The organism is Pseudomonas sp. E1BtOHC1 (genome assembly GCF_058744285.1).
In genome coordinates, this window is sequence record NZ_CP196023.1 from 6,720,242 (window position 1) to 6,735,040 (window position 14,799).

General features: G+C 57.5%; 18 protein-coding genes. 14 read left to right on the forward strand and 4 right to left on the reverse strand.

What is annotated here, in order from left to right:
• Positions 1–149 precede the first annotated feature (149 nt).
• From ACSSVC_RS30395 to ACSSVC_RS30460, 14 genes are all read left to right on the forward strand, one after another.
• Positions 150–644 carry a GNAT family N-acetyltransferase gene (locus ACSSVC_RS30395; RefSeq protein WP_492611815.1) on the forward strand — a complete coding sequence of 165 codons (495 nt, stop codon included), beginning with the start codon at positions 150–152 and terminating at the stop codon, positions 642–644.
• Between the two features lie 306 nt (positions 645–950).
• Positions 951–1,193 carry a hypothetical protein gene (locus ACSSVC_RS30400; protein WP_346633792.1) on the forward strand — a complete coding sequence of 81 codons (243 nt, stop codon included), beginning with the start codon at positions 951–953 and terminating at the stop codon, positions 1,191–1,193.
• Entirely contained in the window at positions 1,180–1,497 is a 318-nt protein-coding gene (locus ACSSVC_RS30405) for a helix-turn-helix domain-containing protein (protein WP_492611816.1), read from the forward strand. The genes ACSSVC_RS30400 and ACSSVC_RS30405 overlap by 14 nt, the downstream gene beginning before the upstream one ends.
• 465 nt (positions 1,498–1,962) lie before the next feature.
• A complete protein-coding gene (locus tag ACSSVC_RS30410; RefSeq protein WP_041119867.1) occupies positions 1,963–2,229 on the forward strand; it encodes a DUF3077 domain-containing protein in 267 nt (88 codons plus the stop codon).
• A 115-nt stretch (positions 2,230–2,344) separates the two neighbouring features.
• The gene (locus ACSSVC_RS30415; RefSeq protein WP_041119868.1) at positions 2,345–2,647 is read left to right on the forward strand and encodes a type II toxin-antitoxin system HigB family toxin; all 303 of its coding nucleotides are present in this window, start codon (positions 2,345–2,347) and stop codon (positions 2,645–2,647) included.
• Between the two features lie 5 nt (positions 2,648–2,652).
• Positions 2,653–3,024: a helix-turn-helix domain-containing protein gene (locus ACSSVC_RS30420; RefSeq protein WP_041119869.1), complete on the forward strand. Its 372-nt coding sequence runs from the start codon at positions 2,653–2,655 to the stop codon at positions 3,022–3,024.
• Positions 3,025–3,397: 373 nt separating this feature from the next.
• Positions 3,398–5,494, forward strand: coding sequence for a type VI secretion system Vgr family protein (locus ACSSVC_RS30425; protein WP_492611817.1), 2,097 nt, complete (start codon positions 3,398–3,400; stop codon positions 5,492–5,494).
• 22 nt (positions 5,495–5,516) lie between these two features.
• Positions 5,517–8,135 (forward strand): pesticin C-terminus-like muramidase, encoded by a 2,619-nt coding sequence (locus tag ACSSVC_RS30430; protein ID WP_492611818.1) that lies wholly within the window; start codon positions 5,517–5,519, stop codon positions 8,133–8,135.
• On the forward strand, positions 8,132–8,551 hold the full coding sequence (locus ACSSVC_RS30435) for a lysozyme inhibitor LprI family protein (RefSeq protein WP_404937657.1): 420 nt from the start codon (positions 8,132–8,134) through the stop codon (positions 8,549–8,551). The genes ACSSVC_RS30430 and ACSSVC_RS30435 overlap by 4 nt, the downstream gene beginning before the upstream one ends.
• Before the next feature lie 31 nt (positions 8,552–8,582).
• A complete protein-coding gene (locus ACSSVC_RS30440) occupies positions 8,583–8,840 on the forward strand; it encodes a PAAR domain-containing protein (protein WP_404937658.1) in 258 nt (85 codons plus the stop codon).
• Between the two features lie 270 nt (positions 8,841–9,110).
• Positions 9,111–9,923 carry a MerR family transcriptional regulator gene (locus ACSSVC_RS30445; RefSeq protein ID WP_492611819.1) on the forward strand — a complete coding sequence of 271 codons (813 nt, stop codon included), beginning with the start codon at positions 9,111–9,113 and terminating at the stop codon, positions 9,921–9,923.
• Positions 9,924–10,056: 133 nt separating this feature from the next.
• On the forward strand, positions 10,057–10,773 hold the full coding sequence (locus ACSSVC_RS30450; RefSeq protein WP_492611820.1) for a purine nucleoside phosphorylase YfiH/LACC1 family protein: 717 nt from the start codon (positions 10,057–10,059) through the stop codon (positions 10,771–10,773).
• A complete protein-coding gene (locus ACSSVC_RS30455; RefSeq protein ID WP_492611821.1) occupies positions 10,770–11,225 on the forward strand; it encodes a GNAT family N-acetyltransferase in 456 nt (151 codons plus the stop codon). The genes ACSSVC_RS30450 and ACSSVC_RS30455 overlap by 4 nt, the downstream gene beginning before the upstream one ends.
• 92 nt (positions 11,226–11,317) lie before the next feature.
• Entirely contained in the window at positions 11,318–11,899 is a 582-nt protein-coding gene (locus ACSSVC_RS30460) for a DUF4234 domain-containing protein (RefSeq protein ID WP_346633788.1), read from the forward strand.
• Positions 11,900–11,907: 8 nt separating this feature from the next.
• Here ACSSVC_RS30460 and ACSSVC_RS30465 read toward each other — a convergent pair whose 3' ends face one another.
• From ACSSVC_RS30465 to ACSSVC_RS30480, 4 genes are all read right to left on the reverse strand, one after another.
• Positions 11,908–12,261: a gamma-glutamylcyclotransferase family protein gene (locus tag ACSSVC_RS30465; protein WP_492611822.1), complete on the reverse strand. Its 354-nt coding sequence runs from the start codon at positions 12,259–12,261 to the stop codon at positions 11,908–11,910.
• A gap of 31 nt (positions 12,262–12,292) precedes the next feature.
• Entirely contained in the window at positions 12,293–13,387 is a 1,095-nt protein-coding gene (gene ddlA / locus ACSSVC_RS30470) for a D-alanine--D-alanine ligase (protein WP_492611823.1), read from the reverse strand.
• Positions 13,388–13,430: 43 nt separating this feature from the next.
• Positions 13,431–13,910: a GNAT family N-acetyltransferase gene (locus ACSSVC_RS30475; protein WP_346633786.1), complete on the reverse strand. Its 480-nt coding sequence runs from the start codon at positions 13,908–13,910 to the stop codon at positions 13,431–13,433.
• Between the two features lie 74 nt (positions 13,911–13,984).
• Positions 13,985–14,626: a LysE family translocator gene (locus ACSSVC_RS30480; RefSeq protein WP_346633785.1), complete on the reverse strand. Its 642-nt coding sequence runs from the start codon at positions 14,624–14,626 to the stop codon at positions 13,985–13,987.
• Positions 14,627–14,799: the final 173 nt, after the last annotated feature.

Here is a 14,799-nt window from a genome sequence, read left to right on the forward strand (position 1 = left end):
ATCGGATGAACCCGAGGGCTGGCCGTGAGGCTGGCCCTTTTTTGTGGGCGGGAAACAACGGCGCTGTATGCAAAATTTTGCGGCGGTCTGTGTCTGACCCGGCCTGGGGATCTGCCCTAGCATCGTCCCTGTCCACCGAGGAACCGACGATGAACGAAATTGCAGCCGACCTAGATATCCCAGGCCTGAGTCCACAACGCCTGACGTCCCAGGACCTTGAACTGATCTGCCGCCATCGCCAGGCGATGTTTCTCGATGCGGGTAAGGATCTCTGCACCTTGCAAGTGATGACCGAGCACTTTCGCCCCTGGTTGCGTGAACGCCTGGAGGACGGCCGCTACTACGGCTTCGCCCTGATGGACGCCGAGCAGAGCGTGGCCAGCATCGGCCTGATGAGCATCGACTGGCCGCCCCACCCTTCCCATCCGACCCAGGATCAACGCGGCTATGTGCTCAACGTCTACGTCGAACCGGCCTACCGGCGGCGCGGCCTGGCTTCGGCGCTGATGAAACTGGCAGAGGCCGAGTTCAGCCAGCGCGGGCTGGGCTTTGCGGTGCTGCATGCGACCGAGGCCGGCAAGCCGCTGTATCAGGGGCTGGGTTGGGTAGCGACCAGCGAGATGGCGAAAGCGTTGGAAGCTTGAGTTAGCTGCTCTGGATCATAGAGCCGCACTGAGCAGAGTTGCCCGGGTTTCAGGTCATGCAAAAGGTGACATCGGGGGCATGGATCACACACAAGAAAACGAATGGGCTGACTGGAAATCAGGACTCCGCTCATTGGAGTTGCAACTCCACGTTCTTAATCTTTCAGGAGTCATCTCCTAGCACCCACCATTGCCGCAAGGTACGTCAAAGACGTAAAACCCTCCCGCATGCTGGCGATCATAGAATCTCCGCTGTTTTCCAGACTCTGGCCCGATTACTGGTCCGAAGAAGAGCGTGGAGCGTTCATGACATTTCTTGCCAGCGACCCAGAGCCCGGCGTTGTCATCCCGGGTTCTGGCGGTTGCAGGAAAATCAGATGGAGCGTTGATGGACGTGGAAAAAGTGGCTCGGTGCGGGTCATCCATACCACCCAGCTCGCATGCGGAGCCCTGGTTGCGCTGGTGATCTATGGCAAAGGCGCTACCGAAAACATTCCAGCACCTGTTCTACGCAGAATTGCGAAGGAGATGAATCATGCCCCTTACTGAAAAAGAACTATTGGAGCGCAATGCCAAGCGCAATATCGGCCAGGAGCTTCTGGACGCGATCATCGATGTCAAAGCCGGCCGGCATGGCCATACCCATAGCATTCCGATCACCAAGGCCGCCGAAGCGCGGGGTAAAACCGGGTTGTCGCAACCCAAATTTGCGCAACTGCTTGGCGTGTCGGTAAGGACCCTTCAAGAGTGGGAGCAAGGTCGGCGCTCGCCTTCCGGAGCGGCCCGTTCATTGCTGCATATCGCGATGCTCAGGCCCGATGTGTTTCGTGAGGTGCTGGCACAACCTCTGTAGCCGCTGCGGCAGGCTGCGATAAGGACCGAAGGGCCTTCGGCGCCTGGGAGATCGCTGCGACCGTTCCGATCGTTCGCAGCCTGCGGCAGCGGCTAAAGGGTTGGTTCACAAAATGTCGCAGTAATGCCGTTGCGGCGCCCCCTAGTCCAACCTATGGTTCGACCGTCGCTGCAAAATCAGCGAACAGGCTTGGCGGCCTGATAGAATCGAGGCGCAACAGCGCCCCCACCAATCATGCAGGCGCTTTTTTTGCGCCCGCATACCTGCGTTATGGCGGGTTGCGTGGGAGAACCTTCGGGTTCGCCGGTTCCTTGATTCCCGGTCCGCCAATCCTGCGCAATCCGCCACCCTGATCTGCTTGGCGGCAGACGGTGACGGTCCTTCGAATCAAGGAGTCGTGACCATGAACTGCTTCTGCAATCTGCTTCCCCAACACCTCCCGTCACACAAAACCGGAGGTGCCCGATGACCACTCAATCGCCCCTGACTACCCTCGGTGAAATCCGCTTTTCCCACTGCGGCGAACACTCGTATCCGCTGTTTCGGGTGAATGCCGACGTGCCGATCAACGACGCCCTGGAACACGCCTCGACCCTGTTGCATCTGGCAAAGCAATTCACTCTGGAGGCGGCCATGGAGCCGCGGTGCGACCGCTATGCTTGGGCGGCACACTACCTGGCGGAGATGGGCAAGGCACTGATGGACGACGTGCACGCCACGCTCTCTGCATGACCTGATCGTCACCGAGCCGACGTCGCCTGCGCGGGCAGATCCAGCGATCTGCCCGTACATCGCCTGATGCACTTGGTGACTTGTTTAAGTCCCAGGACGGGACTAGGATCGCGCCATGAGAATTATTGCAGTCAGTCAGTTGAAGGCCTTCTGGGAGAAGTACCCGGATGCAGAGCAGCCTTTACTGGCTTGGATCGATGAAGCAAGGAATGCCGAGTGGTCCAACCCTGCGCAGATCAAGGAGCAGTATCGCAACGCAAGCATTCTCAAAAGCCGCAGGGTGGTCTTCAACATCAAGGGCAACGAGTATCGGCTGGTCGTTGCCGTGGCCTATCGTTTCGGCGCGCTGTACATCAAGTTCGTAGGCACCCACCGGCAGTACGACGCCATTGATGCCGACAGCGCAGACATGGAGTAACCCAGATGAACATCCGCCCTATCCACACCGACCAGGACTACCGCGCCGCGCTGAAAAGCGTCTCGCCCCTGTTCGACAACGAACCGCAGCCCGGAACACCTGAAGGCGATTACTTCGACGTGATGATCACCCTGATCGAGGCGTACGAAGCCAAACAGTTTCCCCTGGACCTGCCCAACCCGATCGAGGCGATCAAGTTCCGCATGGAACAATCCGGGTTGTCTGCCGCCGACCTGGCCCCCGCCATCGGCCGCACCAACCGCGTCTACGAAGTGCTCAACGGCAAGCGCGCGCTGACCCTGCCCATGATCTGGAAACTGCACCAGCTGTTCGGCATTCCCGCCGAGAGCCTGATCAAGCCGATCAAATCGTCCTGAGCCTGGACATCATCCACTGCGCTGAGCACTTCGGGCTTGCGCACAACCTTACAGATACTCGGGATGTCGTCTTTTGCCTGACAAAAGACAACATGCGACCGAGGCTGGCCAGCCGCTTTATCAAGGAAAGGGGTAGAGCGCGACCAATGAGATGGCAAAAGACTGTGGCTGAAGAACGGTCAATACAACGGATAACGTGATTGGTGCGCAGAAAATAGGTACGCCTTTTCTTCCAGAGCATTCAGATACGGCTGAATTAACAGCGCCAGGTGGTTATTAAAGCCCCATGGGTCCACCCTTTCGTCTGCTTATCAAAGCAATGCCGTAACACGCTTCAAAGCCATTTCAAGGATTTGAAATCGAGGAACATCGGATGTTCAGCCCAGCCAACCAGCCTCACTTCCAGCTATTGATCAATGACTTCCAACACGACCTGCGGGTCGTATCCTTTACCGGTCAGGAATACATTAGCCGCCCTTATACCTTCGATGTGGAACTGGTCAGCGAACGCCCGGACTTGAATCTGGAACAACTGCTCCACCGATCGGCCTATTTGACTTTCAGTGATCGTAACCACGGTATTCATGGACTGATTTATCAAGTTCAACAAGGCGCCCGGGGCAAGCGCCTGCATCAATACAACCTGACTCTGAAGCCGCATCTGGCCTATCTCAAACACCGAATCAACCAACGCATTTTCCAACACCTGTCGGTCCCCACAATCATCGCCCACATTCTTGAGGAGCACGGCATCCTGGGCGATGCCTACCAATTCCAGTTGAACAGCAACTACCTTGAGCGTGAGTACTGCGTGCAGTACCACGAGTCTGACCTGCAATTCATACAGCGCCTGTGTCACGAGGAAGGCATTCACTTCCACTTCCGTCATAGCCGTGCGGGAAATGTGCTGTCATTCGGTGATCATCAGGCTTCGCTCCCCCGCCTCCCTGAAGCCACCATTTTTCAAGCGGGAAGTGGCCTGGTAGCAGAACAACCGGTGATCACTCGCTTTGACCTGCGCCTGGAAACCCGCACCAGTCGCACCACTCGTCGTGACTACGACTTCAAAAAATCACGACTATTGCTGGAGTCGAGACACCACCCGGAACAACAAACCCTGCAGCCTGACTTGGAGGATTACGGCTACCCGGGACGCTTCACCCATCGAGATGATGGGAAACGTCTGAGTGAACGAGCCTTGGAGCATCATCGTAGTGACTACAGGATGGTCACTGGCGAGAGCGATCAGCCAGCCCTGGTAAGTGGTCATTTCGTCAAACTGCAAAACCATCCTGAACCAACCTGGAACGACTTGTGGCTACTAACTGGGATTGAGCATCAGGGCCAACAGCCACAGGTTCTTGAGGAGGCAATGCCGACTCAAACACAAGACTCACCGGACCTTCTCCCGGGTTACCAAAACCGCTTTGAAGCAATCCCATGGGACACTTTCTACCGCCCCCCTGCACCGCCCCCAAAACCACAGTTGGCCAGCCAGACGGCGATTGTCACAGGTCCCGAAAATGAGGAAATACACTGCGATCAATATGGAAGGGTCAAGGTGCAGTTTCATTGGGACCGGGAGGGAAAGCACGATGCCAAGAGCAGTTGCTGGGTGCGAGTGGCCTCCAGCTGGGCCGGCCCCAGATATGGCCAAGTAGTGATTCCACGCATCGGCATGGAGGTGCTGGTCAGCTTCCTGGAGGGTGATCCGGACAAACCCCTGATCACCGGCTGTGTACCCAACAGCGCCAACCCCGTGCCCTATGAACTGCCAGCACATAAAACCCGCAGCGTGTTCAAGAGCAATAGCAGTCTTGGTGGCAAGGGCTTCAACGAGTTGCGCATTGAAGACAAAGCCGGCCAAGAAGAAATCTATCTCCACGCGCAAAAAGATCAGAACTTACATATCAAAAATGACGAGACCACTTTCGTCGGCCACGACCGCAGCGAGCGGGTAGAAAACGACGAGAGTCTAGGCGTCGGCCGCGACCGGCTGGAAACAGTCGGCCAGGATGAAAAACTCACTTTAGGCCGGGACCGACACCACGACATTGGCCAGGACGACTCCCTGTTTGTTGGTCGCAACCACAGCATCCGAACAGCCAAGGATCGGCGGGAAGACGTTGGGAACAACCGCTTCGACAGCACTCGCGCCAACCACGACATGAACATTGGCGGTGACCTTGCACAAACAATACAAGGCCAGCTCCGTCTTGATGTGGGACATGGTATCGACACCAAGACCCGTACTTATCACCTGCAAACCAGCGAACGCCTGGTGCTACGAGGACCGGGCGGAACCATCACCATGGACGCCAGCGGCATCACTCTCGAAGGTGTAGCAATCAACCTCAAAGGTCCTCTCGTTCACCTGGGAGATGGCAAAGGCAACCCGTTCATCATCAACGCTGAACTCGAAACAGCAGCTCTCAACCAGCAGCCATGGTCATGGAGCTTCAACCGCTGAGCTGCCACGGAGGTCATTGGTCATGCCAAAACCCTTGAAGCCAAGTGCACATATCGGATACCCCTTCAAAAATCAGGAAAGTAAGCGCTTCACCGACCCGCAACCAGCATATGAAGGTTTAGCGGGCGCCGAGGGTGGCCACTATCCGCTGGGCAGCAACGGTTTCTTCCACGGGGGCATTCATTTCACCAGCGGTACCGCCAACCGTTTTGAACAAAGCAGCGGTGTCATGTGTCTCGCCGATGGAGAAATAGTGGCGTATCGCATCAATCGTCATTATCCAGACGCAAGCCTTACCTCTGCAGTTCCGGCAAAACGCCCCCTCTCCACTGGCTTCGTTCTGATGCGCCATAGCCTGCAACCCCCCTCAGCTCCATCATCAGAGGCGCCCGCGACCGAAAAACGAGTACTCGAATATGGCGTTCGTCTGGCTGAATACCCCTTCGGCCCAAGCGTCGGCTGGTTACCGCTGGGAACACGGGTCAAACTGCTGGAGTTGAGACGCGATTGGGTTCTGATCGGCCAAGTTACCGGAGAGAAAGTGCACTGGCTGGCACAGCCAGTTGCCGATGCTTGGATACCCATAAGTGCATTGGGAGAAGTACCACAAGGTATAAGGCTCGCACGCCTGGCCGGCCACCCCCTCTCGCGCGAACTTGTCAGCGCCTGCACTCCCCACCCAGATCAGCTCCAAGCCGTGCTCGACGCCAAAGCGGCCCAAGCCGATTACCAACGCCAATGTGCAGCTGCAGCGGCGCGGCCGACCTTGACCTATTACAGCCTCTACATGCACTTGGCAGATGCTGCCAGTTATGCAAATGAGCCAACTCGTTCAGTCCCTGCATGGTGGCCATCGACCCATCAGGTTGGAGCAAAAGCAACCGATACATGGGTCGCAAAAAACCCACCCCTACTAGGGCTGAACATTCGTGAAAAACCAACTTCACGAAGCACATTACTGGGGCTGGCTCCTCGCGACTCAGTCATTGAAGTCGGCGAACACTCACCAAACAGGAAATGGAGGCGCATCAGGCAAGTACTGAAGGGCACCCTCGAAGTTTCACCAGCGGGGGCATCCGTGGAGACCCCTGCTGAAAAAGGCTGGGTGTTCCTCGAAGAACTGGAAGACGAAGTTCGTGCATTGAAAGACCAAGATTACGACCTCATCATCCAACCTTCCTCACCCATTCGCCTCAAGGCCGGTGCACTGATCGGTCACCTCGGCGAGGGCGTCTCATCACAGGCCGGACTAATCGGAGAACAGCCCGCCTCTTCACCTTTAATGCATCTTGAAGTCTTCAGCGCAGACGATGTACCCCGCTTCATCTATCTCTGCCGCAACTGGGTTGAAGACACACCCAAGGAGCAATGGAACCTGTTGGCGCTGCGCAAAGGCGAAAGCATAAATAGCCAGCCCAAAGCTGAAGCCGAAGCGTTGCTCTGCCTGCCAGATAACCTGACCCTCCCTCTCGCGGGCTTGCAGACCAACATCGACAATGCGGGGCAGCGTTGGTACCAGGTGAACATTCAGGGACTAAAAGGTTGGGTTCCTGAAATCAACCATCTTTGCAGCCCCTGGCATTGGCGCGGTTTCGAAGTGGTAGATGCCAGTAGCAGTGCTAGTGGGTGCTGGTGGGAAGGCGGTGCACAAGCGTATCTCAGCTATATCCTCAGAGGTCTGCGGCCAAAGGAAACACCGTTCTTCAGCAAAGTCAGGGAGTTAGTTGATACCGACGGCGACGGCCACCTAAGCGAGAAGGAACTGGATACCGCATTAAATAACCGCGTAGTGGCCGCCCGCCTCGGCGGCATGATTGCCTACCATGTCAATGCTTGGCATGTTCCTTCTTGGGCAGATCGTTTTGGCCTGCTTGATGAAATTGCCGCGGGGCTGGGTAAAGTTGCCCAACATGCACTCGAGGCGGAAAAGCCAAGTGTGCAAATGTTGCAGTGGTGGAGCGTAGTGGCCAAGTCACTAGGGTTGCCGCAGGATGCCAAGGTTTATCACTTTCATCCAATTGGGTTGGCTGGATGTTTTGAAGCCTTCTCACCGATAGTTACGGCAGGGAAATTAACGTTTGATGGTGAAGGTAATGATGAACCAAGCTCTATCTACTTTAGTCGTGTAATACACTGGCCCGGAAATGACTTATCTGGTGTCACTTTAGGTCGAGGCTACGACATGGGCTTCAGAAGTGAGGATGAAATATATAGCCATATGATTTCATCCGAAATCCCTCCAGCACAAGCTAAGAAAATAGCAAAAGCTCATGGACTCAGAGGAGCATCAGCTAAAGACTTTGTATCTAACTACAAATTGGACATCGGTACAATTACGCAAGACCAACAAATAAATTTATTCAACACTATCTATCCAACATATGTAGAAAGAACAATAAAAAACTATGATTACTGGACCTCAGAAACTCCGGAAAAAACTCCTTGGGAGGAATTATCACCAATAATACAGGACGTTTTAGTTGACTTTGTTTACCAAGGCTTCACCAAAGGTGGGAAACCAATGACTGCAGGAATGAAAAATAATTTTGACATTTTGATCCAGTATATTGAGAACACTCCAGATATTAGTAAACATGAGCCTTCGAGACGTAGAGCCGAATACTTAAGGAGAAACAAATGAAAAACATCATTAAACAAAAATATCCACCCTTAAAACTTATGATGACAATAGCTTTTAGCCTCCCTTATACAATTCAAGCCGCTATTCCTTGCAAATCCGCCGAGAACAGTCAAGCTTTCTTTGAGTGCTCAGCAAATTATAAGAAAGATTCTGACACTTCATTAAAAATCTCATACAAAAACCTTGAAAAAAGAATAGCAACCCAATACACCAAAGCCCCTGACCTAAAAGCCTCTCTCACAAAAAAATTAGAAGACTCACAAAAAACCTGGACGATTCTCAGAGACTCAGAATGTGAAATCGAAGCTTTCATAATAGAAACAGGAACACTAGCTTATGAAACAGCCATAAACACTTGCAATGCCGAGCGCTCAACCACCCGAATCCAATACTTAGATTCTCTATTTCCAGACTAACAACACAATTAATGTAAAGGAGGCACGCGCTATGCGGCCGATCGCTCTTGTTGGTCACCGTCACTTTTGCCCCATTCACGACAGCGGAAACATCGTCAGCGGTGCCAGTGAAGCTAAGGTCAATGGCAGGGCCATTGCTCGTGTGGGAGACCGTATCAGCTGCGGAGCAGTGATCCTGAGCGGCTCACCGCAAATGTCCGTTGAGGGCAAGCCAGTAGCACGTATAGGAGACAACACCAGTCATGGCGGCACACTGGTAGAGGGTGATAGTAGCTGGTTGGTGGGTTAACAAAGTCTTTGATTCAAGGTTTGTTTAATTGCTAATCCCCAGGGTATTTACCGCTTAGATGCTGTGCTACCCACTCGCCTTGGTTTGCCTGCCGCAGCAAAATCGACGAACACGCTTGGTGTGTCCAAACGAATCACGATTCCCGCTTCCAGCCTAAAAATGAACCTCATATCTGCAATTCAGGAAACGAACGGCCTGAACCAGGACTTGAGCTTGCCCTTGGGTAAACCCTCAGACTGCCGTCCAGCCCCACCACCCAAAGGACGCTCCATGCTCACCATCGGACAAATGGCCCGCTGCCACAGCCTCACCACCAAAACCCTGCGCCACTACGACAGCATCGGCCTGTTCACCCCGGCCCTCACCGGCCGTGACAACGGCTATCGCTACTACAGCCCGGAGCAGATCGTGACCCTGGGCCGCATCGTCTGGCTGCGGCAACTGGGCATGTCCCTGGAAGACATCCGCGCCCTGGCGGATCAAGGTGGCCTGGACAGCGTGCTGCACATGCAGCAATCACTGCAGGACCACGCCCGGCATCTGGAAAGCGAGATTGCCCGCAGCCAGAAGGTGCTCGGCCATCTGCAACGCTATCTGGCTCAACCGCAACGCCAGATTCCTGCGCCGCAAACGCCGGAAAAAGTGCTCTTGGCGCCGCTGCGGATCATCGGCATGGCCTGGCAGCAGGATGATCCGGGCTCCATCGCCGAACTCTGGCAACGCTTCGAACCCCGTGAGCAGGAGATCCAGCGATTGGCCGACCCCGTTGGCACTTACGGTATCTGCCAACCCCTGGACGACGGCCACTGGCGTTACATAGCCGGCTTGCCGGTGGCGGCCGACGCGCCCTTGGTGCCGGGCATGGTGGAGTTGCAAATCCCCGGCCGCCACTACGCCAGGGTCGAGCATCACGGCACGGTGCAAACCTTGCCGGAAACCTTCCGCGCCGCCTACAGCGAGTGGCTGCCTGCGGCCGGGCTGCGGCCCATCGAAGCCCTGGAATTCGAGTACAGCGGCGAACGCTTTCTCGGCCCCATGAATCCCCACAGCGTGGTGGAGCTGTATATCCCGTTGAGCGCCTGAAACGCCCGGCAGACGGGCCCGCACTGGGACGACCGCTGGTCTGGCACCCTGCCCGGGCCAGTCGTTGTCAGCAAAAGTACCGCAGATGCCGTTATGCTCTGCAACCATTCCCAGGTAACCGAGCGAAGGCCCGATGAGTTTCCAGGCAGGTGTGTTGCAGCAGATAACCGGTATCCGTCATGACTTTTCCATCGTGGGCGCTGCCCTGCCGGCCAATCTGTTCTTCTGCTCCCAGGTCCACAGCGGCGAAGTGGTCGAAGCCAGTACCACCCTGCCCAGCGGCATCATTCGCGGCGACGCGGTGCTGACCCGCTCGAGCCGGCCGATTGCGGTGGTCACCGCCGATTGCCTGCCGATGCTGATCAGCAGCCACGATGGCGCCTGGGTGGCAGCGGTGCACGGCGGCTGGAAAGGCCTGCACGGCGGGATCATTGCCAATGTGCTGGAACACTTCGCCGCCCGGGGCATCGACGTGCATCAATTGCGCGTGGCCATCGGGCCGTCGATCAAGCCTTGCTGCTATGAAGTCAGCGCGGATTTCGTCAATCACCTGTCTGCCAGCCAAGGCCATCTGTGGCCCGCAGCGCAGGCCCCCTGGAGTCGTCAGCAACCGGCCCCATTGCTGCCGCCCGAGATCACCCCGCCGCAACCCACTCAGGAGGGTTCACTGTGGTTCGACCTGAGCCGCTATGCCCTGTACTTGCTGCGTGCGGCCGGGGTGAATGATGAACAGGTCGAGTTCAGTCCGCTGTGCACCTACTGCTCGACCCCGAAGTTGGCCAGCTACCGGCGCCGGGGCCATCGAGGTGACGAGAAGGCCTTTCAATACTCCTGGATTGCCCGCACATGAGCCCGGCGATTGCATTGCTGGCCACCACCGTGAACGATCTGGAAACCCTAGTAAAAATGCGTATAACGGCCATGCGCGACAGCCTGGAACGCATCGGACGCTTCGACCCGCAGCGCGCCCGAGAACGCTTTGTGGCAAGTTTTGCTTGCGAACGATGCCAATTCATCTGTCTCAACGGACAGCATGTAGGCTTCATTCAGAGCCAAGCCTATAGCGATCATTTGCTTTTGCAGCACCTGTACGTCATGCCTGATTTTCAGGGGCAGGGCATCGGCGAGAAGGCCTTGAAACCGCTGATTGATCGATCAACCCTGGAACAGTTGCCGATCCGCCTGGATGCTCTGCGTGGCAGTGACTCGAATCGTTTTTATCAACGCCTGGGTTTTGTTCAGGCCAGTGAAAGCGAATGGGATATTCATTACCTTCGCCCGGCAGATCCGCTGGGTCGTTGAGGCATCCTACGCAGACCTGCCTGAATGCCAGTAGGCGTCCCCCCGAGCGGCGCTAACAATGCCGCTTCTTCAGACCCAACCAAGGAGTGCCCGTGTCTGACAACCTCTATGCCCCGCCCAAGGCGGAACTAGTCACCCCTGATGCCCAAGCGCCGCTACAGCCCTTCTATGTGGTGTCCCGGGTCAAGTTCATCACCCTGTACATCGTCACTTTCGGCATCTACCAAGTGTATTGGGCCTACAAGAACTGGCATCAATTCAGGCATGCCAGCGGCCAGGAGCTGTGGCCGGTGGCCCGGGCCTTCTTTGCCATCTTTTTCACCCACGCGCTGTACCGCGAAGCCGATGCACAGCTCAAGCGCGACGGCCGTAGTCATGACTGGCGGCCCGGTGAGCTGGCAACCCTGTTTGTAGTGGGGCTAATCATCAACAACGTGGTGGATGCGCTGTCGCGCAAGAACATCGGCTACCCGGTGACCGACATCGCCAGTCTGGCGCTGCTGCCCGTTCTGGCGTGGATCACCTGGCTCGGCCAGCGGGGTCTGAATGCTGCAGCGGGCGATCCCGAGGGTCGCAGCAACGCCCGCTTCACACCGATCAACTATGTGTTCATCGTGCTCGGGGCGCTGCTGCTGGCGCTGGCTTGCATCGGGGTGATGCTGCCACCGGAATGAGCCCGGAATCAGGCGCTGACGTAGACCCAGGCTTCGATCCCGGAGGCCAGGGTCACTCTGACCCGCTTGTAGTCCGAGACTTCATAGCTGTCGGCCGCCGCCAGCTCCTTGGGCGTGATGCGAAACACCGTGCCGGCGATCGGCGCGCTGTCTGCCGACCCCGGGCGCAGGATCGGGTGATGGGTCTTGCCGCTGGCAGCCAGGACGTCGGGGTCGGTGATTTCCACCCAGCTCTGCTCGTAACCAAGCATCGCGTCCTTGCTGCCCTGTAGCTCACGGCCGAAGTTGGCCAGTTGAACCGCTTTGTCCTGCAAAGTGCCGTAGGAAAAAAGAAAAACCGATGCTTCTGTTACCACGCTCATCCGTTACTTCCCTAGTCAATTGAGCCCCACCTCAGCGGGTGATTTTCAAGGTTTGGCGCTCGCCATGACGCTCCAGGGCCAGCTCGATCAGCCGGCTGACCAGCTCGCTGTAGCTCATGCCGGCGGCCTGCCAGAGTTTGGGGTACATGCTGATACGCGTGAACCCCGGCAGGGAATTGATTTCATTGATCAGCACTTCACCACTGTCGGTGAGAAACACGTCAACCCGGGCCAGCCCGGAGCAACCCAGCACCTGAAATGCCTCGATGGCCAGGGCCTGAATCCGCTGGCTATCAGCCGGGCTGATCGCCGCCGGTACCACCACCTGGGCCGCCTGCTCGTCGATGTACTTGCTGTCATAGGAGTAGAAACCCTTGCTGACCACGATCTCGCCACAGCCACTGGCAAGCGGCTGGTCATTGCCCAGCACTGCGCATTCGATTTCCCGTCCGCGCACTGCCGACTCCACCAGCACCTTGTGGTCAAAGCCCAGCGCCAGCTCCACAGCGGCCAGATAATCGGCTTCGTTTTCGACCTTGCTCACCCCCACCGACGAGCCCTGGTTCGCCGGTTTGACGAACAGCGGCAGGCCGAGCTTGTCCCGGATCTGAGCAAAACCGTAGCGGCCACGACTGGCTCGGGTCAGGGTGATAAACGGCGTAACCGCCAGCCCGGCATCGCGCAGCAGGCGCTTGCTGATGTCCTTGTCCATGCACACCGCCGAGCCCAGCACATCGGAGCCGACAAAGGGCAGGTCGGCCATGCGCAACAAGCCCTGCAGGCAACCGTCTTCCCCCAGGGTGCCGTGGACGATGGGGAAGATCACATCGACATGCCCCAACAGTTCCTGGCTGGAGGTCTCCACCAGTTGCTGGCTGGCCTTGCCCGGTACCACCGCCAGTTCGCGGTGGGATTGGTTGAGGGCGATCAGTGCAGGGTTTTCCTGGTTGATCAGAAAGTTCGAGGTGTCATTGAGGTGCCAGTGGCCCTGCTTGTCGATGCCGATCAGCACCGGCTCGAAACGCGAGCGATCCAGGGCATCGACGATGTTGCGCGCCGACTGCAGCGACACTTCGTGTTCGGCCGAACGGCCACCAAAAATAATTCCGACCCGCAACTTGCTCATAAATGGTTTCCGTTGAAAAAGTGATTGCTGACGGCTGTTGGTTTCAGCTGGGGCTGTAGCGCAAATGGATCAGCGCCACCCGCTCCTGCTCCTTGTTCTTGCGCTCTTCGATGGCGAACGGCACAAAACCCAGCTTCGGATAGAGCAGCAACCCCGCCACGTTGCTGTTGAAGCACGACAGCGTCACCTCGCAGGCTTGGTGCTTGCTGTGGGCGATGTGGATCATCTGCCCGATCAGTTGCGCCGCCAGGCCCGCGCCGCGCACCTCTGGGTCGACGATGACATTGCCGATGGTGCAGGTGCCGCCGCTGGCCCAGCGGTAGAAGTTGGCAAAACCCACCACCTGCCCGTCACGCTCGATCACCGTCGAGTCGCTGCGCTGGGCGATGGAATCGCGCAGTTGCGCGTGGGTCAGTGGCCAGGTGGCGGCAGGAAAGAAGAAATACAACTCCTGGGGATTGCCCACGAAACTGCAGATCCGCGGAATGTCCGCCTCTGCCACCGGGCGAAAAACAACAGCCATGTTCAGTCTCCTGATACGGGGACGGGTCGTCCTTGTTGGGGGGCGTATCCTGGCCAGCGCAAGGCGCCGGCCGTTCAGCGGTTGGCCAGCAGATGCCCGCCAAACAGCACATAACAACCACCGGCCAGACGGTCCAGCCAGCGACGGGCCCGGGCGTAGAACCCGGCCACCCGGCTGCTGGCGAAAAACAGCGCCACGCAGCAGTACCAGGACAGCGACAGGCCGGCCATGGTCAGCACTGCCAGCCCAAGCAGCAGAGGTGGCGGGGAAGCCGGCATCGACGTGGCAAAGATAGTGGCCACGAACAGCGCCGACTTGGGGTTGGTCATGTTGCCGAGAAAGCCCAGCCGGTAGGCCGAGAACAGGCTGCGCTCAGCATGGACCGCGCCATTGGCGGTTGGATTATCCAGGGCCGGTTTGCGCTTGAACTGCTTGAGCCCCAGGTAGATCAAGTAACAGCCACCGGCAACCTTGAACAACACGAACAGCGCCGGCGCCGCGCTGAACAGCGACTTGATGCCCAAGCCTCCCGCCAGCCCCCAGAGCACGGTGCCGCTGGCCACCCCCAGGGCGGCGAACAGACCATGGCGCCGCGAGTTGCCCGCCGCCAGTTGTGCGGTGGTGAAAAAGTTCGGTCCGGGGGTGATCACCGCCACGCTCCAGAGCAGGGCCAGCGACAACAGCGGGGCAAGGTAAACCAGGTGTGGGGCGTGCATGAGTGCGAGTGGCCGTAAAGGGGGTCCGGGGGAACGACGCTACTCCACTCGCGCCTGCCCAGGCAACCGCCGATTGGCCTCGAAACCCGGCTCAGGCAATAGGCCGCGCGGCACCGGAGCCCTCCTGCAAGGCCCCCGGCTTCCGGCATCACCGCCACGGCGTGAACCGAGGG